Source organism: Curvibacter sp. EU05-FHT14A10, from assembly GCF_058791075.1.
The window spans coordinates 648,957-673,592 of sequence record NZ_JBYTDE010000001.1 but is presented as its reverse complement, the minus strand read 5'-3'; the positions used below and the strand labels follow the sequence as shown (position 1 = coordinate 673,592).

Below are 24,636 nucleotides of genomic sequence, written 5' to 3'. Positions count from 1 at the left end.
AAACGCCTGTGCGGTGCAGGGGCATGGCTCAGGACGGGAGGGGCAGGCTCGGAGTGCCTGGGATGTCATCCGCGCTGGCCAGGTAGCGCCCCAGGGCGGCATCACAGCGGATCAGCACTCGGCCGTGGTCGAGCGAAATGATGCCTCGGGCCGCCAGTTCACGCAGCACCCGATTCACGGTCTGGCGAGACACGCCAACCAGCTTGCCGAGTTCCTCCTGGGTGACGTACAACTGGCGGGTGCTGCGCCAGAACAGGCGGCTCAGGTGCAGGGCCACACGGTAGTCCGGGCTGCGCATGCGCCCGGTTTCGATCAAGGTCATGGCCTGGCCCAGCCGCATGTTCAGGTGCTGGGCCAGGTATTGGTTGAAGCCCAGGCTGGTGGCGTACAAGTGCTGGAATCGCTCTTGGGGCAAGCACAGCAGCCAGGTGTCGCGCAGCGCCACCACGTTGTAACGCCGGGGCTCGTTCTTGAGCGCCGAGCCTTCGCCAAACCACTCGCCGTCGGGCATGCCGATAAAGGCCGATCGGCGCTGGCCTTGCGACTCACTCTCCAGCAGCACCAGCCCAGACAGCACGGCGTACCAGCCGTTGACGCGTTGGCCCTGTGGCAGGAGCACCTCGCCCTTGCGGGCCAGAAAGGTCTGTATGGAGGCCTGCAGGGCCTCCTGTTCGGCCACGGGCAGGCCGTCATACCAGGGTTGGGCAGCCAGGAACTGTCTGGCCATGAGGTCGATACCGTGAAGCATGGCGCGATTGTGAGCCCTTCGGCGACCGACGGCTTTGACCTGGGGTCATTCGGGTTTGCCCTAGCGGCCTGTCAATGGCACGACACGGTTTGTGCCAAGGGCGACGCGGCCTGACAGTGCACGCAGTAACCGATGGGACATGCGTGGGCCGTGGGCTGCCGTGGCGGTGCCAGAATCGTCCTGAGGCGGCTGTGAATGGCCCTAGTGCCTGCGTTGACTCATGTCAATGGCGCGCAGTCCCCAAGGTTTAACTTGAACGACTGAATCAACTTAAGGAGCCAACATGCTCGGTCTCATGCAGAGCCAACCCCTCTTGATTTCCACCCTGCTTGAATTCGCGGATCGGCACCATGGCGATGGCGAAATTGTGTCGCGCCGGGTCGAGGGCGACATTCACCGCTACACCTACAAGGACCTTGCGACACGCTCGCGCCAGGTGGCCAATGCGGTCGAGAAGCTGGGCCTGCAATTCAGTGACCGCGTGGCCACCCTGGCCTGGAACGGTTACCGTCACCTGGAGCTGTATTACGGTGTGAGCGGTTCGGGCCGCGTGTTGCACACGGTCAATCCCCGCCTGCACCCCGACCAGATTGCCTGGATCATCAACCATGCCGACGACCAGGTGATGTGTTTCGACACCACCTTCCTGCCCCTGGTGCAGGCGGTGCATGCGCGCTGCCCCGGCATCAAGCTGTGGGTGGCGCTGTGCGATGCCGACAAGCTGCCGGCCGACAGCGGTGTGCCGGGCCTGGTCAGCTACGAGGCCTGGATCGCGGCTCAAAGCAGCGATTACCACTGGCCTGAATTCGACGAGAACACCGCGTCGAGCATGTGCTACACCAGCGGCACCACCGGCAACCCCAAGGCTGCCCTGTACAGCCACCGCTCCAGCGTGTTGCACGCCTACGCTGCTTCGCTGCCCGATGTGATGTGCCTGTCGGCGCGTGACTCGGTGCTGCCCGTGGTGCCCATGTTCCACGTCAATGCCTGGGGTCTGCCGTATTCGGCGGCACTCACCGGCTGCAAACTCGTGTTCCCGGGGCCGGCACTCGATGGCAAATCGGTCTATGAGCTGATCGAGGCTGAGGGCGTCACCTTTGCCGCAGGCGTGCCCACGGTGTGGCAGATGCTGCTGGGCCACATGAAGCCGGGTGGCCTGAAGTTCAGCCAACTCAAGCGCACCGTGATCGGAGGCTCGGCCTGCCCGCCGGCCATGATCAACGCCTTCCAGGACGACTACGGCGTGGAAGTGCTGCATGCCTGGGGCATGACCGAAATGTCGCCCCTGGGCACCCTGTGCACGCTCAAGAACAAGCATCTGAGCCTGTCCAAGGACGAGCAGATGAAGATCCGCATGAAGCAGGGGCGGGCGATCTTCGGTGTCGACATGAAGATTGTCGACGGAGACGGCGAAGAGCTGCCCTGGGACGGGCGCGCCTACGGCGACCTGCTGGTCAAGGGCCCCTGGATCCTGGGCGATTACTACCGCAACGAAGGAAGCCAACCGCTGATCAAGGACAAGCAGGGGCGGGGTTGGTTCCCCACCGGCGACGTGGCCACGATCGATGCTGACGGCTTCATGCAGATCACCGACCGCAGCAAGGACGTGATCAAGTCGGGTGGTGAATGGATCAGCTCGATCGACATCGAGAACATCGCCATGGGCCACCCGGCCATCGCCATGGCGGCCTGCATCGGCATGCCCCATCCCAAGTGGGACGAGCGCCCGGTGGTGGCCGTGGTCAAGAAGCCCGGTACCGAGGTGACGCGAGAGGAGTTGCTGGCCTTTTACGAGGGCAAGACGGCGAAGTGGCAGATCCCGGACGACGTCATTTTTGTCGACGCCATCCCCATCGGGGCCACCGGCAAGATGCTGAAAACTCGGCTGCGCGACCAGCTCAAAGGCTACAAACTGCCTGGGCTCTGAACGCAAGATGCCGAGAGGATTGGGCGACTGGCTGAATGGTTCAGTCGCCTGCGTGATAGATGCTAGGGGCATTCCCTGAGCGCTGCACTGCACAAAGACATTACGCTGAAAACATTCCAAACAGAACGGAGACAAAGCATGAAATTCGTGATGAAGACCGTGGTGGCCTCGACCCTGCTGGCTCTGGCTGGCGGTGCGTTTGCCCAACAGGGTGAAACTGTCAAGATCGCCTGGCTTGATCCGCTGTCGGGTCTGATGGCGGCTGTGGGCACCAACCAGCTCAAGAGCTTTCAGTTCCTGGCCGAAGAGTTCAACAAGAAAAACGCTGCCGGTGTGAAGTTCGAGATCATCGGCATTGACAACAAGCTCAGCCCCCAAGAGACCACCAGCGCCCTGCGCTCGGCCATCGACCAGGGTGCCCGCTACGTTACCCAGGGCAACGGCTCGGGCCCGGCACTGGCCATCATCGATGCACTGGAAAAGCACAATGCACGCAATCCGGGCAAAGAGGTGCTTTACCTCAACTATGCCGCGGTCGACCCCGACCTGACCAACAGCAAGTGCAGCTACTGGCAGTACCGCTTTGATGCCGACACCTCGATGAAGATGGAGGCCCTGACCACCTGGATGAAGGATCAGGCCGACATCAAGAAGGTGTACCTGATCAACCAGAACTACTCGCACGGTCAGCAGGTCTCGAAGTTTGCCAAGGCCAACCTGAGCCACAAGCGTCCCGACATCCAGATCGTCGGCGACGATCTGCACCCGCTGGCCCAGGTGCGAGATTTCTCGCCCTATATCGCCAAGATCAAGCAGTCGGGTGCCGACACCGTGATCACCGGCAACTGGGGCTCCGACCTCGCGCTGTTGATCAAGGCCGCCAACGATTCGGGTCTGAACAACGTCAAGTTCCTGACCTACTATGCCGTCACATCGGGTACCCCGACTGCGATGGGTGCGGCCTCGGCAGGCAAGATCTACCAGGTCAGCTACGCCCACTACAACATGGGTGGCGACATCCAGAAGTTGGCTGACCAGTTCAAGGCCAAGTTCAACGACGACCTCTACACCACCGACATCTACACCGTGTTTGTGGCGCTCACCGAGGCCTTTGCCAAGTCCAAGTCGACCGACCCGGTCAAGGTGGCCGCCACCATGGAAGGCATGAAGTTCAAGAGCTTCAACGGCGAGGTCGAACTGCGCAAGACCGACCACCAGTTGCAGCAGGGCCTGTACATCACCAAGTGGGAAAAGGCGGGCGGCAAGTACCCATACTCGCCTGAAAACACCGGCTACACCCTGGTGCCCCTGAAGTTCTACGAACCCTATGTGGCCAGTACCCCGACTTCGTGTGCAATGAAGCGACCCTGAACTGTTGTCGAACTTGCGAGGCCCGACGCCGCTCGGGCCTTTTTTTTGACCCTGATGCAAAAGACTTTCAATGAATCTTGAGTTTTTCACCATCTCCATGCTCAACGGCATCAGCTATGGGCTGCTGCTGTTCATGCTGAGCTCTGGGCTGACGCTCATTTTCAGCATGATGGGCGTTCTGAACTTCGCCCACACGAGCTTCTACATGCTGGGCGCGTACTTCGCCTACACCATCTCGAAGGCCATCGGCTTCTGGCCGGCGCTGTTCGTGGCACCGCTCGCGGTGGGCGCGCTGGGCTCTCTGTTCGAACGCTACAGCCTGCGCCGGGTGCACAAATTCGGCCATGTGCCTGAACTGCTGGTCACCTTCGGCCTGTCCTACCTGATCCTCGAAGTGGTGCAACTGGTGTGGGGTCGTTCCACCGTGCCCTACGGGCTGCCAGAGCAACTGCAAGGTCCGCTGTTCACCTTGTATGGCACGCAGTTTCCCAAGTCGCGCAGCTTCATCATGCTGGTGGCGCTGTTGATGCTGGCCTCGGTCTGGCTGCTGCTGACCCGCACCCGCATCGGCCTGGTGATCCAGGCCGCGTTGACTCACCCCGACATGGCTGAAGCCCTGGGCCACAACGTGCCACGGATCTTCATGCTGGTGTTCGGTGGCGGCGCCGCTCTGGCTGGCCTGGCGGGCGTGATCGGCGGCAACACCTATGTCACCGAGCCGGCGATGGCTGGTTCGGTGGGCTCCATCATCTTCGTGGTGGTGGTGGTCGGCGGCATGGGCTCGTTGGCAGGGGCCTTTTTGGCTTCGCTGCTGATCGGTGTGCTGCAGACCTTTGCCGTGGCATTGGACTATTCGATGGCCACGGCGCTGGTGGGCCTGGGCTTTCACATCACCGAAGACACTGCGCTCTATTCCGTGCTCAAGCTCACCATCTCGCAAGTCGCGCCCATCCTGCCTTACTTGTTGCTGGTGCTGATGCTGATCTTCCGGCCCAAGGGCCTGCTGGGCAAACGGGAGGATTGATCCATGAGTTCCAACAACATTCAAGTCTACGGCTTCAAGCCCCTGAACCTGGGGCGCATCGTGATCTGGGCCCTGTTCGCGCTGGCCCTGATCGTGGCTCCGCTGCTGTTCAAGAGCAGTCTGGCGCTGACCATGCTCTCTCAGATCGGCTACCTCATCATCATCTGCCTGAGCTACAACATGCTGCTGGGGCAGGGGGGCATGTTGAGCTTTGGCCATGCGGTGTACACCGGGCTGGGCTCGTTCATCGCCATCCACGCCATGAACATGGCCGGCAAGGGGCTGAGCATCCCGGTGTCGCTGATCCCCATCGTGGGCGGCATGGCCGGCATGGGTTTTGCCGCCTTGCTGGGCTGGGTGACCACCAAGAAGTCGGGCACCACCTTTGCCATGATCACCATGGGCGTGGGCGAGCTGGTGGCCTCGATGGCTTTGATGCTGCCTGACTTCTTTGGCGGCGAAGGTGGCATCACCACCAACCGGGTGTATGGCCAGAGCTTCATGGGCATCAGCTTTGGGCCGCAGATCCAGGTCTATTACCTGATCGCGCTCTATTGCTTCGTCTGCACCGCGGCGATGTTCGCCTTCACGGGCACGCCACTGGGGCGTATCCTGAACGCGGTGCGCGACAACCCCGAGCGGGTCGAGTTCATCGGCTACAACACCCAGCGCGTGCGCTATTTCGCCTTCATCATCGCCGGCTTTTTTGCCGGCGTGGGCGGCGGCCTGGCCACCATCAACTTCGAGATCGTCACCGGGGCCGACAGCCTCAGCGTGATCCGCTCCGGCGGCTATCTGCTGTTCACCTTCCTGGGGGGGGCCACCTTCTTCTTCGGGCCCATCATCGGTGCCGTGCTGCTGGTGTTCGCCTCGGTGCTGCTGTCCGAGCTGAGCAAGGCCTGGCTGCTGTACCTGGGCCTGGTGTTCCTGTTCATGGTGATGTATGCGCCTGGCGGCATCGCCAGCCTGGTGATGCTGAATGTGCGGCTGGCCCGTTTCGGCCGCCTCAAGCCCCTGCTGAGCTGTTACCTGGGCATGGCCTTGACCGGTTCGGTGGTGGTGCTGGGGGCGGCTTCGATGATCGAGATGCTCTACCACCTGCAGCTGAACGCGGCCCTGGGCCCCGAAATGGAGTTCCTGCACCTGCGCGTGAATGCGGAAGCCACCACCAGCTGGTTGTGTGCCGGTGCGGTGCTGGCCGTGGGCCTGGGCCTGTTCGAGCTGGTGCGGCGCCGTTTTGTGGCCCGCTGGCACCTGATCCAGGAAGAAATCGAAAAAGAAATCAAGCGCACGGAGGCCCACTGAGTCATGACCGCCACTTCTGAATACGCCCTGGAGCTCAACGACCTGCGCAAAAGCTTCGGTCGCTCCGAAATCATCCGCGGTGCCAACCTCAAGGTGGCCCACGGCGAGCGGGTGGCCATCATCGGGCCGAATGGGGCGGGTAAATCCACCCTGTTCAACCTAATCAGCGGCCGCTTTGCACCCACCAGCGGTGATGTGGTGCTCAACGGGCAGCGCATCAACGGCTTGCCGCCCTATGAGATCAACCGGCGCGGGCTGTCGCGCAGCTTTCAGATCACGAACATCTTCCCGAAGCTGAGCGTGTTCGAGAACCTGCGTTGCGGGGTGCTCTGGAGCCTGGGCTACAAGTACACCTTCTTGCGCTTCCTCTCGGGTCTGCACGATGCCAACGAACGGGCCGAAGAACTGATGCGGCAGATCCACCTCGACAAGAAGCGCGACGTGCTGGCCATGAACCTGACCTACGCCGAACAGCGGGCCCTGGAGATCGGCATCACCATCGGCGGCGGCGCCAATGTGATCCTGCTCGATGAACCCACCGCCGGCATGAGCCGCAGCGAGACCAAACGCTTCATCAGCCTCATCCGTGAGGTGACGGTGGGCAAGACCTTGCTCACGGTGGAGCACGACATGGGGGTGGTTTTCGGCCTGGCCGACAAGATCGCCGTGGTGGTGTATGGCGAGGTGATCGCCTTTGACACGCCTGAAGCCGTGCGCGCCAACCAGCGCGTGCAAGAAGCCTATCTGGGCTCCGTGGTGGCCGAGAACCAGGCCGGAGGACATTGAGCATGCTGAAGGTAGAGAACCTGCACGCCTTCTACGGCAAGAGCCATGTGTTGCATGGCGTGCATTTCGATGTGCAGCCGGGCGAAATCGTGGCCCTGCTGGGGCGCAACGGCTCAGGCCGTTCGACAACCGCGAAGGCCGTCATGGGCCTGGTCAACTGGGAAGGCTCGATCAATTGGAAAGGGCAGGCCCTGCAGGGTCGCAAGGCCTACGAGATCGCCCATCTGGGGTTGGGCTATGTGCCCGAAAACCGCGAGATCTTCCCCAAGCTCACGGTGCACCAGAACCTGCTGCTGGGCCGCAAGGGCAATGGCAAGGGCTCGCGCTGGTCGTTTGACGACATGTACCAGATGTTCCCGCGCCTGAAGGAGCGACAGCACACCGAGGCCGGCGTCATGTCGGGCGGCGAGCAGCAGATGCTCACGCTGTGCCGCACCCTCATGGGGGACCCCGACCTCATCATCATCGACGAGCCCACTGAGGGGCTGGCCCCGAAGATCGTCGAACTGGTGGGCCAATACCTGCAGAACCTCAAGGCTCGCGGCATTTCGGTGCTGCTGATCGAGCAGAAGCTGACCATCGCCATGTCCATCTCCGACCGGACGCTGGTCATGGGGCATGGCAGCATCGTGTTCGAAGGCACGCCTGATCAGTTGCGTGCCGATGCCGACGTGCGCAAGGAGTGGCTGGAGGTCTGAGACCCGCCCCGAAAAACGGGGCAGGGCAGGGTGGTGAGCGGCCACCCTGCACATCGTTTGTTAGGGGTTTTCCCTTGTACATCGGTCAAAACCGCTCATTTTGTCCCGGCTGGGACAGCCCGGTCGTTGCGGTGCAACAAGCTTTCCCTAAAATAAAAATCGCACGATCGTTCTTTTTTATTCATCGAGGAACACCCGCATGACGGCAGAATACAAAGTCCACGGCGATATCGCTGTGATCACCCTGAACAACCCCCCGGTCAACGGCCTGGGCCTCGCCACCCGCCAGGGCATCGTGGCCGGCCTTGAGCAGGCCAATGCCGATGCCGCCGTCAAGGCCATCGTGCTGACAGGCGCAGGCAAGGCCTTCTCGGGCGGTGCCGACATCAAGGAATTCGGCAGCCCCAAGGCGCTGCAGGAACCCAACCTGCTGAGCGTGATTGGCGCGGTCGAGAAATCGGCCAAGCCGGTCGTGGCCGCTGTGCACAGCGTGGCCATGGGCGGAGGCCTGGAGTTGGCTCTGGGGGCGCACTACCGCATTGCAGCCCCCGGCACCCAAGTGGCCCTGCCTGAAGTCAAACTCGGCCTGATCCCCGGGGCGGGTGGCACACAGCGCCTGCCGCGCGTGCTGGGTGTTGAAACCGCGCTCAACATGATCGTGAGCGGTGAGCCCGTCAAGAGCGAATTGCTGGCCAGCCTGCCGGGCCAGAAGCTGTTTGACAAGCTGGCCGCCTCGCCTGAGTCGCTGGCCGACGAAGCGCTGGCGATGGCCCGCGAGGTGGCCGCCAAGCATGCCGCCGACGGCTCGGCCTTCCCCCTGGTGCGCAACCTGCCCTGCAAGCACCCCCTGGGCGACGCCTACTTCCAATTTGCCCGCAACATGGTCAAGGGCATGGCCAAGAACTTCCCCGCCCCGGGCAAGTGCGTGGACGCCGTCGAGGCCGCCACCAAGAAGAAGTTCGACGACGGCATGGTCTTTGAACGCGACATCTTCATCAACCTGATGTGGACCCCCGAGTGCCGTGCCCTGCGCCACCTGTTCGTGGCCGAGCGCGCTGCCTCCAAGATCCCGGATGTGGCGGACGACACCCCCAAGCGCGACATTCGCCAAGTGGGCGTGATCGGCGCCGGCACCATGGGCGGCGGCATCACGATGAACTTCCTGAATGCCGGCATCCCCGTGAAGATGCTGGAAATGAAGCAGGAAGCCTTGGACCGCGGCATTGCCACCATCAAGAAGAACTACGAAGCCCAGGTCAAGAAGGGCAAGCTCAAGCAAGACAAATATGAGCAGCGCATGAGCCTGCTGAGCACCACCCTGAGCTATGGCGACCTGAAGGACGCCGACCTGATCATCGAAGCGGTGTTCGAGGAAATGGGTGTCAAGGAAGCCGTGTTCAAGCAGCTCGATGCCGTCGCCAAGCCCGGTGCCATTCTGGCCTCCAACACGTCGACGCTGGACGTCGACAAGATTGCGTCCTTCACCCAGCGTCCGCAGGACGTGGTGGGCATGCACTTCTTCAGCCCGGCCAACGTGATGAAACTGCTTGAGGTGGTGCGTGGCAAGGCCACTGCCAAAGATGTCTTGGCCACCGTCATGGCCGTGGGCAAGAAGATCAAGAAGACCGCTGTGGTTTCGGGCGTGTGCGATGGCTTCATCGGCAACCGCATGATCGAGCAATACAGCCGCCAGGCAGGCTTCCTGCTTGAAGAAGGGGCGACCCCGGCTCAGGTTGACAAAGCGGTCGAGAAGTTTGGCTTTGCCATGGGCCCGTTCCGCATGGGCGACCTGGCTGGCAACGACATCGGCTGGGCCATCCGCAAGCGCCGTTACACCGAGAAGCCCGACCTCAAGTACAGCAAGACCGCTGACCTGCTGTGTGAACTGGGCCGCTACGGTCAGAAGACCGGCGCCGGCTGGTACGACTACGTGCCGGGCAAGCGCGATGCCATCCCCAGCCAGCTGGTGGTCGACATGATCGAGAAGCATCGCAAGGACCTGGGCATCACGCCGCGCAAGATTTCCGACGAGGAAATCGTGCAGCGTCTGGTGTTCTCCCTGGTCAACGAAGCCGCCCACATTCTGGAAGAGGGCATTGCCAGCAAGGCCAGCGACATCGACATGGTGTACCTGACCGGCTATGGCTTCCCGATCTGGCGCGGCGGCCCGATGCACTATGCCGATCAGCTGGGCCTGTTCAACGTCGCCGAAGCCATGAAGCGTTTTGCCAAGAACCCGCTCGACGACGCCCAGTTCTGGCAGCCGGCCCCGTTGCTGGCCCGCCTGGTGGCCGAAGGCAAGACCTTCAACTGAGCGCTGTCGCCACCAGCTGACACGACATGAGCCTCAAGCGAATCTCTCTGGCTGTGCTGGTGCTGTGCGCCGGCCTGGGTGCTGTGGTGGTGGGCAACACCCTCCTCAAACCCTCGCGGCAACTGGCCGTCGAACGCATTGCCTCCCCGCAGGTCGATGCCGATGCCGTCGCCAAGCGACTGGCCGGTGCGGTTCGCATCCAGACGGTGTCGTCGGAATCCGACGCCCAGCTCAACGCAGCCGAATTCGACCGACTGCACGCCTATCTGGCGCAGCAGTTTCCGCGTGTTCACCAGCAGCTCAAGCTGGAGCGCTTCGGTGCCCACAGCCTGATGTTCATCTGGACCGGCAGCGATGCAAAAGCCTTGCCGCTGGCACTGATGGCACACCAGGACGTGGTGCCCATCGCCCCCGGCACCGAAGCCAAATGGACCGTACCTCCTTTCGAGGGTCGCATCCAGGATGGCTTTGTCTGGGGCCGTGGCGCCTGGGATGACAAGGGCAACCTGATGGCCCAGCTGGAAGCCATCGAATCGCTGCTGGCCTCTGGCTTTCAACCTCGTCAGACGGTTTACCTGCTGTCGGGCGGAGACGAAGAGGTCGGCGGGGCGGGTGCGCGGGAGATGGCCCAGGTACTGAAGCAGCGCGGGGTCCAGTTCGACTTCGTGCTGGACGAAGGCATGGTGGTCACCGAAGGCGTGTTGCCTGGCCTGCAAGTGCCGGCGGCGCTGATTGGTGTGGCCGAAAAAGGCATTGGCACCTGGCAGCTCAGCGTCGACACCGCCCCCGGCCATTCGTCGATGCCGCCGCCTCAGACCGCCATCGGCATGCTGAGCAAGGCTTTGACACAGCTCGAAGCCCAGCAATTGCCCGCCAGCGTGACGGGTGTGGCCCAGGATCTGTTCGACACCCTGGCGCCCGAGATGCACGGTGTGAACCGCTTCCTGTTGTCCAACCTGTGGCTGTTCGGGCCCCTGGTGCGTCAACAGCTTGAGAAGTCGCCCAGCTCGAACGCCATGCTGCGCACCACCACGGCCCTGACCATCGTCAACGCCGGCAACAAGCTCAACGTGCTGCCCGGCCACGCCGAAGCCACGGTGAACTTTCGCCTGCTGCCCGGTGACAGCCTGGACTCGGTTGAACAGCATGTGAAAACCGTGGTAGCCAACGAAGCCATCCAGCTGCAACGCCTGCGCGACAGTGCCGAGCCCTCGGCCGTCTCGCCCACCTCGGCCCGAGGCTATCAACTCATCAACCGCACGGTGCGTGAGTTGTTCGCCGATGCCGTTGTGGCCCCTGGCCTGATGGTGGGGGGCACGGATTCCCGCTTTTTCGGCAACCTCAGCCGCAACATCTACAAGTTCTCGCCGGTGCGTGCGCACCCCGAAGACTTGCCACGTTTCCACGGCACCAACGAGCGCATCTCGGTGAGCAACTACGTGGAAGCGATCCAGTTCTATCAACAACTGCTGCGCAATGCCTCCAAGGCTTCGTGAGCACAGCCGAACCCCATAACCGACAGAAAGGCACCCTGCCATGACCAAGGCCGTTATTGTTTCCACCGCCCGTACCCCGCTTGCCAAGAGCTGGAAGGGTTCGTTCAACATGACCCATGGCGCCACCCTGGGCGGCCATGCCGTCAAGCACGCGATTGCCCGGGCTGGTATCGATGCTGCCCACATCGAGGACGTGATCATGGGCTGCGCCAACCCAGAGGGCGCCACGGGTGCCAACATCGCACGTCAGATCGCCCTGATGGCCGGCTGCCCTGTGAATGTGTCGGGCCTGACCGTGAACCGCTTCTGCTCCTCGGGTTTGCAGACCATTGCCCTGGCTTCGCAGCGCATCATCGCCGGCGAAGGTGAGGTGTATGTGGCTGGCGGCGTTGAAAGCATCTCCTGCGTGCAGCAGGAAATGAACCAGCACATGCTGGCCGATCCGGCGCTGCTGAAGGTCAAACCCGAAATCTATTGGTCCATGCTGCAGACGGCCGAGCAGGTCGCCAAGCGCTACAACATCGGCCGCGACGTGATGGATGAGTACGGCGCTGCCAGCCAGCAAAAGGCCTGCGCCGCCCAGGCCGCCGGCCTGTTCGATGCCGAAATCGCCCCCATCACCGTGACCGCCGGCGTGGCTGACCCCGTGATGGGCCTGCGCACCAAGGAAGTGACCGTGAGCCGCGATGAAGGCACCCGCGAAGGCACCACCAAGGAAGGCATCAGCGGCATCAAGCCGGCCATGCCTGGCGGTGTGGTGTCGGCCGGCAACGCCAGCCAGTTCTCCGATGGCGCCGGCGCCTGCGTGGTGGTCAGCGAAGAGTACGCCGCACGCCACAACCTGCAGCCGCTGGGCCGCTTCCTGGGCTTTGCTGTGGCCGGTTGCGAGCCCGACGAGATGGGCATCGGCCCCGTCTTTGCCGTGCCCAAGGTTTTGGACCGCCTGGGCCTCAAGGTCAGCGACATCGACCTGTGGGAGTTGAACGAAGCCTTTGCCGTGCAGGTGATCTACTGCCGCGACAAGTTGGGCATTCCGGCTGACCGCTTGAACGTGAACGGTGGCGCCATCGCCCTGGGCCACCCTTATGGGGTGAGCGGCCAGCGTCTGACCGGCCACGCCCTGATCGAAGGCAAGCGCCGCGGTGCCAAGCGCGTGGCCGTGACCATGTGCATTGGCGGTGGCATGGGTGCTGCCGGCATTTTCGAAGTGCTGTGATCGGCACCGGGAGGCGATGCCGGCGTCCAGCGGATGCCGGCGCAGTCTCCCAGGCCTGAGCTGCCTTGGCGTGACTGACACCCTGGCAGCCAGGCCTCCGCACGGGCCACGGACACGCGCCATGCCCAGGTTCAGCCCGCTCCGGGCTGCGGCATGCTCTGTTTCTGCTGGCTCCCCCTGATCTCTTCTTACGCACAGAGTCCACGCCATGAGCCTCCGTTCCAGCATCGATTTCCTTCTGTTCCAGTGGCTGCAAGCCGACAACCTGAACCAGCGTGAGCGCTTCGCGGACCACAGCCGCGATACCTTCGATGCCGTGCTGGACACCTGCGAGCGCATCGCTCGCGAAAAGTACGCCCCCTTCAACCGTCTGGTGGACACCCAGGAGCCCCATTTCGACGGTGAGAAGGTGACCTTGCCCCAGGCCACCCACGATGCCCAGAAGGCCTATGCCGAATCCGGCATGCTGAGTGCTGCGCAGGATTACGACTGGGGCGGCATGCAGTTGCCTTACACGGTTGAAGCCGCCGCCAACGCCTTTTTCGGTTGCGCCTCGGTCAGCATCGGCTCGGGCATGCTCACCACCGGCAATGCGAACCTGCTGATGGCCCATGGCAGTGAACTGCAGAAGCAGGTGTTCGCCAAGAACGAGTTTGCTGGCCGCTGGTCGGGCACCATGTGCCTGTCCGAGCCGCAGGCCGGTTCCAGCCTCAGCGATGTGGCCACCCGTGCCGTGCCCGATGGCGAGGGCGCCGAGGCTGATCCGTTGGGCCCGCGCTTCCGCCTCAAGGGCAACAAGATGTGGATCTCGGCCGGCGAACACGAGTTGACCGAGAACATCATTCACCTGGTGCTGGCCAAGATCCCGGGTCCCGATGGCAAGACCATTCCGGGCGTGAAGGGCATCTCGCTGTTCATCGTGCCCAAGAAGCTGGTCGACACCGAAGGCCGTCTGACGGGCGAGCGCAATGACGTCGTCCTCGCGGGTCTGAACCACAAACTGGGTTGGCGGGGCACCACCAACACCTTGCTCAACTTTGGCGAAGGCAAGTTCCAGCCAGGCGGGCAGGGCGGGGCCGTGGGCTACCTGGTAGGTCGCCCGGGCGAAGGCCTGAAATGCATGTTCCACATGATGAACGAGGCCCGCATCGGCGTGGGCATGGCCGCCACCATGCTGGGCATGGCGGGTTATCTGGCCTCGCTGGACTACGCCCGCAACCGGCCCCAGGGCCGCCCCATGGGCGTGGGTGGCAAGGACGCCGCTCAGCCGCAGATCCGCATCATCGAGCATGCTGATGTCAAGCGCATGCTGCTGGCCCAGAAGTCGTACTGCGAAGGCGCGCTGGCTCTGGAGCTGTACTGCGCCCGTCTGGTCGACGAACAACACACCGGCGCCCCTGAGGCCGCTGACGATGCGCGCCTGTTGCTGGAGGTGCTCACCCCGATCGCCAAGAGCTGGCCCAGCGAGTGGTGCCTGGAGGCCAATTCGCTGGCCATCCAGGTGCATGGGGGCTACGGTTACACCCGCGACTTTCCGGTGGAGCAGTATTGGCGTGACAACCGCCTGAACATGATTCATGAAGGCACCCACGGCATCCAGGCCATGGATCTGCTGGGCCGCAAGGTGCTGATGGAGAACGGCCGGGGCCTGCAGTTGCTGGCTGCCCGCATCAACAACACCATCGAGCGTGCGCTGCAGCAGCCCGAACTGGCCGCCCATGCCAATGCGCTGGGTGGTGCCCTGCAACAGGTGGGTGCGGCCACCAAGGCGGCCTGGGCCACTGGCGTGCCTACCGACGCCTTGGCCAATGCAGTGCCCTACTTGCAGGCCTTTGGTCACACGGTGCTGGCCTGGATCTGGCTGGACGTGGCGCTGGCTGTGCAGGCCGGTGGCCCCCGTGACGCCACGGCACAGGGACGTCTGGCAGCAGCGCGCTTCTTTTTCCATTACGAATTGCCCAAGATCGGGGCCTGGCTGCGGGTGGTTGAAACGCGTGACCAGACCTGCGCCGAGCTGCCTGAAGACGCTTTCTGAGGTCTTGTCCCGTGGCCCTGTTGCGTGTCAGCCCCCGCTTGTTGTTGCGCCTGCAGCAGCTCGTGTGGTGGCTGATCTACGGCGGGCTGCTGAGCGTGGTGCTGGGCCTGGCCACCGAGCGGGTCGCGCCGGGGCAGGGGGAGCGTCTGCTGGTCTGGGGTGGTCTGGCGACCGCTGCTGGCGTTCTGCTGATCTTTGTGCGCGCCGCCCTGCAAGCCCGTGAGGACCGCTGAGAGCCTGAAGTCAGCCTGAAGGTATCGCCGCCGAGACAGGTGGCGCCGCCTGGAATGCCCAGAATCCTTCTCATTCCATTTGATTCCGTTCCGTTCTTTTGACCCCGACATGAGCCTGGCCAGCGCCGGGTTCGCCATCCAACAGCAGGAGACATTCCCATGACACGCAACGTGCAACAACTTTTTGACCTTCAAGGCCGCACCGCCCTGGTGACCGGCGGCTCACGTGGACTGGGCCTGCAAATGGCCCATGCCCTGGGCGAGGCCGGTGCCCGTGTGGTGCTGAGTTCGCGCAAGGCCGAAGACCTGGAAGAGTCGGCCGCCGAACTCAAGGCCGCCGGCATCGACGCCAGCTGGATTGCAGCCGACTGTGCCCGTGAGGACGACATCCGCCGTCTGGCCGACGAGTCCATCGCCCGTCTGGGCCACATCGACATCCTGGTGAACAACGCCGGCGCCGCCTGGGGCTCGCCTGCCGAAGACCACCCGGTGGAAGCCTGGGACAAGGTCATGAACCTCAACGTGCGGGGCTATTTCATCCTCAGCCAGCATGTGGCCAAACACAGCATGATTGCCCGCAAGAAGGGCAGCATCATCAACCTGGCCTCGATCGCAGGCCTGGGCGGCAACCCCAAGGGCATGAACACCATCGCCTACAACACCTCCAAGGGCGCGGTGATCAACTTCACCCGCACCCTGGCCGCGGAATGGGGCCAGCACAACATCCGTGTCAATGCGATCTGCCCGGGCTTCTTCCCGAGCAAGATGACCGTGGGCACCCTCAAGGCCCTGGGCGAGGAACGTCTGGCCGCCCACGCACCGCTGGGCCGTCTCGGCGATGACGAAGATCTCAAAGGCCTGTGCCTGCTGTACGCCTCGGACGCGGGCAAGCACATCACCGGCCAGTGGCTGGCGGTGGATGGCGGTACCTCGATCGTGACAGCAGGCTGAAAATGCCCCGAACGGGGCGCACACTCGCGCTCTGAATCCCCATGGACCTTTTTATGAGCTTTGGCGTCGAAATTCCTTTTGTCACCCTGCTGGGGTTTGAACTCACCCGCTTCGAAGGCGGGCATTCCGAGATCGTGTACGAGCCCCGGCCTGAGCACATGAACTCGTTTCAGGTGGCGCATGGCGGCTCGATCATGACCTTGCTGGACGTCACCATGGCCACGGCGGCGCGCAGCGTGGCCCCCGATCTGGGGGTGGTGACGATCGAGATGAAGACCAGCTTCATGCGCCCGGGGACCGGGCGCCTGACCGGCAAGGGGCGGTTGATGCACCGCACCCGCAGCATGGCCTTCACCGAAGCCACGATCTACAACGAAGCCGGGGAGGCCTGCGCCCATTCGACCGGCACTTTCAAGTACGTGAAACGCGCCGAAACGCCGGGCCAGGGCCCTGCCGCCGTGTCCACGGACTGATGTCTCCACGCCCCCTGAACACCCACCCAAGGCCGAATGATCGGCCTGACCAGGAGAAACCCATGCCCCAGAACAAGCAGATCGTGCTCGACAACCGCCCTCAGGGCGAGGCCACCGTCGACAATTTCAAACTCGTGGTGACCGACACCGCCCCCTTGCAGGAAGGTCAGGTGCTGGTTCAACACCATTACCTCAGCCTTGACCCCTACATGCGTGGCCGCATGAACGACGGCAAGAGCTATGCCCAGCCCCAACCCCTGGGCCAGGTGATGATCGGTGGCACCGTGGGCGAGGTGCTGGAAAGCCGCCACGCGCGCTACGCCGTGGGCGACAAGGTGGTGGGCATGGGGGGCTGGCAGCAATACAGCGTGGTCGATGCGTCCACGCCGGGCACCCTGCGCAAGGTGGACACCACCCATGTGCCGCTGTCCCACTACCTGGGCGCGGTCGGCATGCCCGGCGTGACAGCCTGGTATGGCCTGGTCAAGATCATCAATCCCAAGGCCGGTGAGACCGTGGTGGTCAGTGCCGCCACCGGCGCGGTGGGCAGTACCTACGCCGCGGTGGCCAAGGCGCGCGGTTGTCGCGTGGTGGGCATTGCCGGTGGCCCCGAGAAATGCGCCTACGCCGTGAACGAACTGGGCTTCGACGCCTGCATCGACTACAAGACCCACCCCGATGTCAAAAGCCTGTCACAGGCCCTCAAGGAGGCCTGCCCCAACGGCATCGACGGCTACTTTGAAAACGTGGGCGGCTACATCCTCGATGCGGTGCTGCTGCGCACCAATGCCTTTGCCCGCATCGCGGTGTGCGGCATGATCGCCGGCTACGACGGCAAGCCGCTGCCGCTGGCCAACCCGGCCCTGATCCTGATCAACCGCCTCAAGGTTGAGGGCTTCATCGTGGGTGAGCACATGGAAGTGTGGCCCGAGGCCCTGGCCGAACTGGGGAGCCTGGTGGCCAGCGGCAAGCTGCGCCCGCGTGAAAGCGTGGCCCAGGGCATCGAGTCGGCGCCCGACGCCTTCCTGGGCCTGCTCAAGGGCAAGAACTTCGGCAAGCAACTGGTCAAGGTGATCTGAGGCGCCCGCGCCTCCCAACCCCACGGAGCCCGCCATGCACGACCTGATCCTCCACCATTACCCCACGTCGCCGTTCTCGGAAAAAATCCGCCTTATCCTGGGCTACAAGCAACTGGCCTGGAAGTCGGTGATCATCCCCTCGATCATGCCCAAGCCCGACGTGCTGGCCTTGACCGGGGGCTACCGCAAGACCCCGTTCCTGCAAATCGGTGCCGACATCTACTGTGATACGGCCTTGATCTGCGACGTGTTGGAGCACCGCCAGCCCAGCCCCACGCTGTACCCTGACCACCAAAAGGGTGTTGCCCGGGTGCTGGCCCAGTGGGCCGACACCACCTTGTTCTGGGCCGCCATGGCCTACAACCTCAGCCCCAAGGGGGCGGCCGCCATGTTCGCCGGCGCGCCGCCCGAGGTGGCCAAGGCCTTTGCCGCCGACCGGGGCGCCATGTCCACCGGCATGACCCGTTTGCGCCCTGGCGATGCCACGGCCGCCTACAAAAGCTACCTGCGCCGCCTGGCCAACATGCTCGAAGACCACCCCTTCCTGCTGGGCGATGCGCCCACGGTGGCCGACTTTGCGGCCTACCATCCGCTGTGGTTCAGCCGGGTGCGCAACCCGGTCATGGGTGACATCCTGCAGGCCACGCCGGGCGTCCTGGGGTGGATGGATCGGCTGGCCGCGCTGGGGCACGGCCGCCTGGACAAGTTCGACTCGGCCGATGCCATTGCCGTGGCCGCGGCCAGCCAGCCGGTGGCTCTGGGCGACGAGCCCTTCCAGGATGAGCATGGCATTGCCCTGGGCAGCCGCGTGAGCATTGCCGCGGAAACCTTTGGCACCGAGGCCACCGAGGGCGAGCTGGTGGCCGCCACGCGCATGCACTACACCCTGCGGCGCACCGACGAACGCGCCGGCACCGTGCATGTCCATTTCCCGCGCATCGGCTACGTGCTGCGCGCGCTCGACGCGGCCTGAGCGCCTCCGCAACCCGTTCAATCAAGGAGACAAAGAATGATCAAGGATTTCAAGAACACCACCGCCGTGCTCACCGGGGCCGGCTCGGGCTTCGGCCTCGAATGCGCCCGCATTGGCGCCCGTCTGGGCATGAACCTGGTGCTGGTGGATGTGCAACAGGATGCCCTGGACAAGGCCCAGGCCGAACTCGAAGCTGCCGGCGCCCAGGTGCTGGCCCGCCGCGTCGACGTGGCCAAGGCCGACCAGATGGAGGCCTTGGCCACGGCGGTCAAGGAGCGCTTCGGCGCGCCGCACTTCGTTTTCAACAACGCGGGCGTGGGCGCCGGCGGGCTGGTGTGGGAGAACTCGGTCAAAGACTGGGAATGGGTGCTGGGTGTCAACGTCTGGGGTGTGATCCATGGCGTGCGCCTGTTCACGCCCATGATGTTGGAAGCCGCGGCCAAAGACCCGGCCTACCGGGGCCACATCGTCAACACCGCCAGCATGGCCGGCCTGCTGACCCCACCCAACATGGGCATCTACAACGTCAGCAAGCATGCCGTGGTGAGCCTGACTGAAACCCTGTACCAGGATTTGCGCCTGGTCAGCGATCAGATCAGTGCCAGCGTGCTGTGCCCCTTCTTCGTGCCCACCGGCATCAACCAGAGCCACCGCAACCAACCTGCTGAACTGCGTGACCAGAAGCCCACCAAGAGCCAACTGATCGGCCAGGCCATGAGCGACAAGGCGGTGGGCTCGGGCAAGGTGACGGCTGCCCAGGTTGCCCAGAAGGTGTTCGACGCCATCAGCGCCGATCAGTTCTACATCTTCAGCCACCCGCACGCCCTGGGCTCGGTGCAGACCCGCCTCGAAGACGTGGTGCAGGGCCGCAACCCCACCGATCCGTTCTCCCACAAGCCAGAACTGGGCGAGCAGCTCAAGGCCGCGCTGCGCGCCGCCTGAGCCGATGCTTCAAGGCCGCCAGACGCCTTGGGCCGCCGTGCTGCGGCCCTGATCTGGCAGCACGCCGGCCCGGAACGTCGGTGCCGTGCTGCTGGTGGCGATCTGGCGGCGGTAATCGGCCCACGCTGCAAATGCGTAGCGACGCAGCCTGAAGATCGCCACCAGGTTGATCAGCGCCATCACCCCCATGGCCACATCGGCCATGTCCCAGACCAGGGGCACGCTGGCCACGGCACCAAACATCACCATGCACAGCACCAACACCCGGAAAGCCATCACCAGGGGCTTGCTGCTGCGCAGAAATTCGACATTGCCCTCGGCATAGGCGTAGTTGCCGATGATGGAGGTGTAGGCGAAGAAGAACACCGCCACCGCCATGAAGGCCTGGCCTGCGCTGCCGATGTGGGCCTGCACTGCGGCCTGGGTCAGGGCGGCACCTTTGAGTGCCCCGCCTGGTACGAACTGGTCGGACAACAGAATGATCAGCGCGGTGGCCGTGCAGATCACAATGGTGTCCACAAACACACCCACCATCTGCAACAGGCCTTGCGACACTGGATGCTGCACCGTGGCGGTGGCCGCCGCATTGGGGGCGCTGCCCATGCCGGCTTCGTTCGAGAAAAGGCCTCGTTTGACGCCAAATTGCAGGGCCTGGGCCACGCCGTAGCCCATCAGGCCGCTGGCGGCCTCCTGCAGGCCAAAGGCGCTGCGAAAAATCAGTGCGAAAACACCGGGCACGCGGTCAAAGTTCACCACCAGGGCATACAGCGCCACCAGCAGGTAGCCCAGGGCCATGATGGGCACCAGCCATTGAGCGATGCGGCCGATACGGCGAAGGCCGCCAAAGATGGACAAGGCACTGAGGGCCACCAGGGCAATCCCGATGCCGGCCTTGTCCCAGCCATAGGCGGTGTGCAGCACGTCGACGATCGAATTGGCCTGCACGGCGTTGAAGACCAGGCCGAAGGCCACAATCAGGGCCAGCGCGAAGGCCATGCCCCAGCGCCGTGAGCCCAGTCCGTGCTGAATGTAATAGGCTGGCCCGCCGCGGAAGCTGCCGTCCGGGTGACGCTGCTTGTAGATCTGAGCCAGCGTGGACTCTGTGAAGGCCGACGCCATGCCGAGCAGACAGGTCAGCCACATCCAGAAAATGGCCCCCGGCCCCCCCAGGGCGATGGCGGTGGCAACGCCGGCAATGTTGCCTGTGCCTACCCGGCTGGCCAGGCCGGTGGCGAACGCTTGCAATGGTGTGATGCCGCTGCTGCCACCATCCCGGCGCAAGGCGTCCAGACTGTGGCCCAGTCCGCGCAGTTGCACCGCGCCGGTGCCCAGGGTCAATACCAGGCCGACGCCGAGCAGGGCGTAAATCAGCACATGGCTCCACAGAAGGTGGTTGAGCGGGTCGATCACAAGGCGAAGGGCGGCTTCCACAAAGACTCCTTGACGGCGGGTGGGTGGGTGGGTTGGCGGTGGGCGATTTTGGGCAGTGGTAGGGGGGTGCACGGCTGTCCGGCCTGGTGGCTTGGTAAGCAAATGCGTTGGCGCCGTCACGGCTTCCCCAGTCGGGCGCGGCTGGCAGAATCGGTTGTTTCGTCCTGTAGCAATCGATGCCGTGAACAAATCCCCCTTGCAATCTGCCCCGTCGGCTCCGGCCGAACCGCCCAGAGGCCGCTGGCAGACCTGGAAAGCCTGGCAGGTGGCCGTGCGCCCACGCAGTCTGTGGGTCGCGCTGGCCCCGGTGCTGGTGGGGGCCGCGTTGGGGTGGCACCGTACCGGTGCGCTGGATGCCTGGGCCGCAGCGGCCGCAGTGGTGGCGGCCTTGTTGATGCAAATCATCACCAACCTGCAAAACGATGTCGGCTACACCCGGCGCGGTGCGCACCAGTCGCCCACCGCCACCGGCTTGCCGCGGGCCACGGCGCTGGGCTGGATCGCAGTGCGCCAAATGCAGTGGGTGGTGGCCGCTCTGGCCTTGCTGGCCACGGCATTCGGTTTGGGGCTGGTGCTGCTCAAAGGTTGGCCGGTGTTGGTGATCGGCAGTGCGTCGTTGCTGGCGGCGCTGGCCTACATGGGCGGGCCGCGGCCGATTGCCTACACGCCATTTGGCGAGCTGACCGTGCTGGTGTTTTTCGGGCTGGTGGCTGTGCTGGGCAGCGAATGGCTGTTGACGGGCGGATTTGACGCCCCCAGCGTGCTGGCCGCGCTCTGCATGGGGGGGCTGGCCGCATCGGCACTGGCCATCAACAATCTGCGCGATCTGGCCCACGATGAACGGGTGGGGCGCCGCACCCTGGCCGTGTGCCTGGGGGCCGCCCATGCACGGCGGGCCCATGCGCTGATGCTGACCGGCCCATTCGCACTGTTGCTGCCCCTGGCTTGGCTGGCGGGGTCATCCTTGTGTCTGTTGCCCATCCTGCTCTGGCCCCGGGCACAGCGCCTTCTGCGGGCCTTGCGGCGTGCATCCCACGCCGACGACTACAGCGCGCTGCTGATCGAGACCTTCCGGTTCGAGATGCAGTTTGCCGTCTTGCTGGCGGCGGGGCTGGTGCTCAGCGGGCTGGTGCGGAGCTGGTTGCCGCAGGGCTAGGTTCAACCGCGCCAGGCCTGCCACCAGGCGCGCACCTGGCCCACCACCCGGGTCTTGAGGGCGCGGGCCGCATGCCAGGGCGCGCTGTTGCGCACATAAGCCAGCAGCCGGTCTTTCCAGGCTTTCCAGCGAGGGTACCAGCGGGCAAACCAGGCCAGTTGCATCAGGGCCGGCTGGGTCAGGTGGAACAGGCGTGCCAACACCGCGGTGCCCAGCAGCTTGGCGCCCAGCAGCAGCACCAGGCCCAGCGCCGCGTGGCCCTGGCTGAATAGCCACAGGGCGCCCAGCTTCACGGGCAGCAGGGCCAGGGCCGGGACCGCGAACATCAACAGGGCGGCCCAAGGGGGCAGTGCGCGGATGCGGCGCTCCAGCCAGGCCAGCACCGGCAGCCGGGCGATCCATCCGACCAGGGCTGACAGGGTGTCCCAACCCCATTCTTCGAACACCAGCAGCAAAGCCAGCGTGCCCAGCAGCAGGGTCTTGATGAAGCGCAGCAGCGCCTTGAACAGGTCCATGGTTCAGCTCCGGCCTGGGGTCGGTGCCGGTTCCGCCACCGCATCGCCATGGATCACCGCTTCGGCCGCCGTGTTCAGGGCCTGGCCTTCGCGCTGCGGCGTGGTCAGCGGGGTGGGGGCCCAGCGGTTGCCATGCAGCAGCGCCAGGGCCGCCTTGGCTTCGCCATTGAGTTGCATTTGCAGGCGTTCCGAGTCGCGCCGGCGGATGTCCTCGCCCACGGCGGCGGCGTCCGACGCTTCAACCCCCAGTTGGCGCAAGGCCTCCAGGCTGAAGGCCATGGCACTTTCAAAGGTTTCGCGCATCTGGAAATCCACCCCATGGTGCATCAGTTCGATGGCGTGCTGGCGATCAAAGGCCCGGGCCAGCACCGGGGTCAGGGGGAAGCTCTGCTTGATCAATTCGACAATGCGCGTGGTGGCGGCCTTGTCGTCCACGCACACCAGGACTGCGCGCGCAGTGCCGGCGCCACTGGCTTGCAAGACGTCCAGCCGGGTGCCGTCACCGTAATACACATTGAAGCCGAACTGGGCCGCGGCCCGGATCATGTCGGTGTCGCGGTCGATGATGGCGATCTCGATGCCGCGGGCGAGCAGGTTCTGGCAGGCGATCTGGCCAAAACGACCGAAGCCGATCACCAACACGCTGGGGGCCAGTTCGGCTGCGGCGTCCACGGACTGGATGCCGCGCAGGTCGGGCGGGGCAGGGCGGGCCGCCAGGGTTCGGCGCACGGCGGCCAACAACAGAGGACTCAGGGCCATGGACAAGATCACTGCCGCATTCAGCACGGCATTCATCTCGGCCTCGATCAGGCCCGCATGGGCGGCCGTGGCGTACAGCACAAAGGCGAACTCGCCACCTTCGGCCATCATGGCCGCGCGCAGCACAGAGTCACGCCGGTTGCAACGGGTCAGGCGGGCCACGGTGTACACCCCCAGGCCCTTGAGCAGCATGTAGCCCACCACGCCCGCCAGCAGCTTGGGCCAGCCCTGCAAGACCAGCGGCAGGTCGAGCGACATGCCCACGCCCATGAAAAACAGGCCCAGCAGCAAGCCCCGGAAGGGTTCGATGTCGGCCTCCAACTGATGCCGAAAAGTCGATTCGGACAGCATCACACCGGCGGCGAAGGCGCCCAAGGCCATCGACAGCCCGCCCCACTGCATGGCCAGGGCAGCGCCCAAGACCACCAGCAGGGCGGCCGCCGTCATCACTTCGCGGGCGCGCACCTTGCTCAACAGGCTGAACAAGGGGTTGAGCAACCAGCGGCTGACCGCCACCAGGCCCAGGATGGCGCTGAGCGCCACGCCCATGGTGACCCAGCGCGACACGGGCTCCTGGTCGGCCGGTGCAGGGGCCAGAAAGGCCACGATGGCCAACAGTGGCACGATGGAAAGGTCTTCCATCAGCAAAATCGACACGATGCGCTGCCCGGGCGGGCTGGAAGATTCGCCGCGCTCGTCCAGCACCTGCATCACGATGGCCGTGCTGGACAGCACAAACCCCATGGCGGCGACAAAGGCCACCGGCCAGGCCAGCCCGAGCAGGTGGCCCAGGGTGGTGAGCAACGTGGCGCAGGTCAGCACCTGCATCAAGCCCAGACCGAAAATCTGGCGGCGCAGCTTCCACAGCCGACTCGGCTGGGTGTCCAGGCCGATCACGAACAGGAACATCACCACCCCCAGCTCGGCCACATGAAGAATGGTCTGGGACTCACTGAAAACGGCCATGCCGAAGGGCCCCACGGCCAGGCCCGCGGCCAGGTAGCCCAGCACCGAGCCCAGCCCCAGTCGCTTGAAAAGCGGCACGGCCAGCACCCCGGCGCCCAGCAGCACCACGGTTTTCAAAAGATCACTGCCTTGCTCGATGGCCATCGCTTCACTCCATGTTGCCGGGCAGTTTAGCGGCTGCCGTCTGTCGGCCGCGATGCGGCAAAGTTTCACACCCGAGCCAGGTCATTTGGACGCC

At 64.3% G+C, this 24,636-nt stretch carries 21 protein-coding genes; 17 read left to right on the top strand and 4 right to left on the bottom strand.

The features are described from left to right. Positions 1-28: 28 nt before the first annotated feature. Positions 29-748 (bottom strand): Crp/Fnr family transcriptional regulator, encoded by a 720-nt coding sequence (locus AC3WUT_RS02855; RefSeq protein ID WP_492345541.1) that lies wholly within the window; start codon positions 746-748, stop codon positions 29-31. Between the two features lie 283 nt (positions 749-1,031). Between AC3WUT_RS02855 and AC3WUT_RS02850 the strand changes: the two genes are divergently transcribed. From AC3WUT_RS02850 to AC3WUT_RS02775, 16 genes are all read left to right on the top strand, one after another. After that, positions 1,032-2,675, top strand: coding sequence for a 3-(methylthio)propionyl-CoA ligase (locus tag AC3WUT_RS02850; protein ID WP_492345540.1), 1,644 nt, complete (start codon positions 1,032-1,034; stop codon positions 2,673-2,675). A 138-nt stretch (positions 2,676-2,813) separates the two neighbouring features. Beyond that, complete coding sequence (locus AC3WUT_RS02845) at positions 2,814-4,046, top strand: branched-chain amino acid ABC transporter substrate-binding protein (RefSeq protein WP_492345539.1); 1,233 nt, start codon at positions 2,814-2,816, stop codon at positions 4,044-4,046. A gap of 70 nt (positions 4,047-4,116) precedes the next feature. Beyond that, positions 4,117-5,070, top strand: coding sequence for a branched-chain amino acid ABC transporter permease (locus AC3WUT_RS02840; protein WP_492345538.1), 954 nt, complete (start codon positions 4,117-4,119; stop codon positions 5,068-5,070). Positions 5,071-5,073: 3 nt separating this feature from the next. Next, entirely contained in the window at positions 5,074-6,375 is a 1,302-nt protein-coding gene (locus AC3WUT_RS02835) for a branched-chain amino acid ABC transporter permease (protein WP_492345537.1), read from the top strand. A gap of 3 nt (positions 6,376-6,378) precedes the next feature. Further along, a complete protein-coding gene (locus tag AC3WUT_RS02830) occupies positions 6,379-7,161 on the top strand; it encodes an ABC transporter ATP-binding protein (protein ID WP_019575513.1) in 783 nt (260 codons plus the stop codon). Positions 7,162-7,163: 2 nt separating this feature from the next. After that, positions 7,164-7,859 (top strand): ABC transporter ATP-binding protein, encoded by a 696-nt coding sequence (locus AC3WUT_RS02825; protein ID WP_492345536.1) that lies wholly within the window; start codon positions 7,164-7,166, stop codon positions 7,857-7,859. Positions 7,860-8,058: 199 nt separating this feature from the next. Further along, positions 8,059-10,173: a 3-hydroxyacyl-CoA dehydrogenase NAD-binding domain-containing protein gene (locus AC3WUT_RS02820; protein WP_492345535.1), complete on the top strand. Its 2,115-nt coding sequence runs from the start codon at positions 8,059-8,061 to the stop codon at positions 10,171-10,173. 26 nt (positions 10,174-10,199) lie between these two features. Then, positions 10,200-11,669 (top strand): M20 family peptidase, encoded by a 1,470-nt coding sequence (locus AC3WUT_RS02815; RefSeq protein WP_492345534.1) that lies wholly within the window; start codon positions 10,200-10,202, stop codon positions 11,667-11,669. 40 nt (positions 11,670-11,709) lie between these two features. Further along, entirely contained in the window at positions 11,710-12,885 is a 1,176-nt protein-coding gene (locus AC3WUT_RS02810) for an acetyl-CoA C-acyltransferase (RefSeq protein ID WP_492345533.1), read from the top strand. 208 nt (positions 12,886-13,093) lie between these two features. After that, the gene (locus AC3WUT_RS02805; protein WP_492345532.1) at positions 13,094-14,920 is read left to right on the top strand and encodes an acyl-CoA dehydrogenase; all 1,827 of its coding nucleotides are present in this window, start codon (positions 13,094-13,096) and stop codon (positions 14,918-14,920) included. A gap of 11 nt (positions 14,921-14,931) precedes the next feature. Then, positions 14,932-15,153 carry a hypothetical protein gene (locus AC3WUT_RS02800; protein WP_492345531.1) on the top strand — a complete coding sequence of 74 codons (222 nt, stop codon included), beginning with the start codon at positions 14,932-14,934 and terminating at the stop codon, positions 15,151-15,153. 159 nt (positions 15,154-15,312) lie between these two features. Then, on the top strand, positions 15,313-16,104 hold the full coding sequence (locus AC3WUT_RS02795) for an SDR family oxidoreductase (protein ID WP_492345530.1): 792 nt from the start codon (positions 15,313-15,315) through the stop codon (positions 16,102-16,104). A gap of 53 nt (positions 16,105-16,157) precedes the next feature. Continuing rightward, a complete protein-coding gene (locus AC3WUT_RS02790) occupies positions 16,158-16,577 on the top strand; it encodes a PaaI family thioesterase (RefSeq protein ID WP_492345529.1) in 420 nt (139 codons plus the stop codon). A gap of 62 nt (positions 16,578-16,639) precedes the next feature. Continuing rightward, the gene (locus tag AC3WUT_RS02785) at positions 16,640-17,656 is read left to right on the top strand and encodes an NADP-dependent oxidoreductase (protein WP_492345528.1); all 1,017 of its coding nucleotides are present in this window, start codon (positions 16,640-16,642) and stop codon (positions 17,654-17,656) included. A 34-nt stretch (positions 17,657-17,690) separates the two neighbouring features. Then, entirely contained in the window at positions 17,691-18,629 is a 939-nt protein-coding gene (locus AC3WUT_RS02780; protein ID WP_492345527.1) for a glutathione S-transferase family protein, read from the top strand. A 36-nt stretch (positions 18,630-18,665) separates the two neighbouring features. Next, complete coding sequence (locus AC3WUT_RS02775; RefSeq protein ID WP_492345526.1) at positions 18,666-19,571, top strand: SDR family oxidoreductase; 906 nt, start codon at positions 18,666-18,668, stop codon at positions 19,569-19,571. Positions 19,572-19,580: 9 nt separating this feature from the next. Here the strand turns inward: AC3WUT_RS02775 and AC3WUT_RS02770 are convergent, their stop codons facing one another. Continuing rightward, on the bottom strand, positions 19,581-21,002 hold the full coding sequence (locus AC3WUT_RS02770) for an alanine/glycine:cation symporter family protein (protein WP_492345525.1): 1,422 nt from the start codon (positions 21,000-21,002) through the stop codon (positions 19,581-19,583). A gap of 181 nt (positions 21,003-21,183) precedes the next feature. On the opposite strand from AC3WUT_RS02770, the gene menA reads away from it, so the two are divergent. Further along, entirely contained in the window at positions 21,184-22,158 is a 975-nt protein-coding gene (menA, locus tag AC3WUT_RS02765) for a 1,4-dihydroxy-2-naphthoate octaprenyltransferase (protein ID WP_492345524.1), read from the top strand. A gap of 2 nt (positions 22,159-22,160) precedes the next feature. Here the strand turns inward: menA and AC3WUT_RS02760 are convergent, their stop codons facing one another. Then, complete coding sequence (locus AC3WUT_RS02760) at positions 22,161-22,673, bottom strand: hypothetical protein (protein WP_492345523.1); 513 nt, start codon at positions 22,671-22,673, stop codon at positions 22,161-22,163. A gap of 3 nt (positions 22,674-22,676) precedes the next feature. Then, complete coding sequence (locus AC3WUT_RS02755) at positions 22,677-24,542, bottom strand: monovalent cation:proton antiporter-2 (CPA2) family protein (protein WP_492345522.1); 1,866 nt, start codon at positions 24,540-24,542, stop codon at positions 22,677-22,679. Between the last annotated feature and the right edge of the window lie 94 nt (positions 24,543-24,636).

What these genes read in the sequence shown, in the direction of transcription:
- AC3WUT_RS02855 (WP_492345541.1), bottom strand. Translation starts at nt 748, where the DNA reads ATGCTTCACGGTATCGACCTCATGGCCAGACAGTTCCTGGCTGCCCAA.
- AC3WUT_RS02850 (WP_492345540.1), top strand. Translation starts at nt 1,032, where the DNA reads ATGCTCGGTCTCATGCAGAGCCAACCCCTCTTGATTTCCACCCTGCTT.
- AC3WUT_RS02845 (WP_492345539.1), top strand. Translation starts at nt 2,814, where the DNA reads ATGAAATTCGTGATGAAGACCGTGGTGGCCTCGACCCTGCTGGCTCTG.
- AC3WUT_RS02840 (WP_492345538.1), top strand. Translation starts at nt 4,117, where the DNA reads ATGAATCTTGAGTTTTTCACCATCTCCATGCTCAACGGCATCAGCTAT.
- AC3WUT_RS02835 (WP_492345537.1), top strand. Translation starts at nt 5,074, where the DNA reads ATGAGTTCCAACAACATTCAAGTCTACGGCTTCAAGCCCCTGAACCTG.
- AC3WUT_RS02830 (WP_019575513.1), top strand. Translation starts at nt 6,379, where the DNA reads ATGACCGCCACTTCTGAATACGCCCTGGAGCTCAACGACCTGCGCAAA.
- AC3WUT_RS02825 (WP_492345536.1), top strand. Translation starts at nt 7,164, where the DNA reads ATGCTGAAGGTAGAGAACCTGCACGCCTTCTACGGCAAGAGCCATGTG.
- AC3WUT_RS02820 (WP_492345535.1), top strand. Translation starts at nt 8,059, where the DNA reads ATGACGGCAGAATACAAAGTCCACGGCGATATCGCTGTGATCACCCTG.
- AC3WUT_RS02815 (WP_492345534.1), top strand. Translation starts at nt 10,200, where the DNA reads ATGAGCCTCAAGCGAATCTCTCTGGCTGTGCTGGTGCTGTGCGCCGGC.
- AC3WUT_RS02810 (WP_492345533.1), top strand. Translation starts at nt 11,710, where the DNA reads ATGACCAAGGCCGTTATTGTTTCCACCGCCCGTACCCCGCTTGCCAAG.
- AC3WUT_RS02805 (WP_492345532.1), top strand. Translation starts at nt 13,094, where the DNA reads ATGAGCCTCCGTTCCAGCATCGATTTCCTTCTGTTCCAGTGGCTGCAA.
- AC3WUT_RS02795 (WP_492345530.1), top strand. Translation starts at nt 15,313, where the DNA reads ATGACACGCAACGTGCAACAACTTTTTGACCTTCAAGGCCGCACCGCC.
- AC3WUT_RS02790 (WP_492345529.1), top strand. Translation starts at nt 16,158, where the DNA reads ATGAGCTTTGGCGTCGAAATTCCTTTTGTCACCCTGCTGGGGTTTGAA.
- AC3WUT_RS02785 (WP_492345528.1), top strand. Translation starts at nt 16,640, where the DNA reads ATGCCCCAGAACAAGCAGATCGTGCTCGACAACCGCCCTCAGGGCGAG.
- AC3WUT_RS02780 (WP_492345527.1), top strand. Translation starts at nt 17,691, where the DNA reads ATGCACGACCTGATCCTCCACCATTACCCCACGTCGCCGTTCTCGGAA.
- AC3WUT_RS02775 (WP_492345526.1), top strand. Translation starts at nt 18,666, where the DNA reads ATGATCAAGGATTTCAAGAACACCACCGCCGTGCTCACCGGGGCCGGC.
- AC3WUT_RS02760 (WP_492345523.1), bottom strand. Translation starts at nt 22,673, where the DNA reads ATGGACCTGTTCAAGGCGCTGCTGCGCTTCATCAAGACCCTGCTGCTG.
- AC3WUT_RS02755 (WP_492345522.1), bottom strand. Translation starts at nt 24,542, where the DNA reads ATGGCCATCGAGCAAGGCAGTGATCTTTTGAAAACCGTGGTGCTGCTG.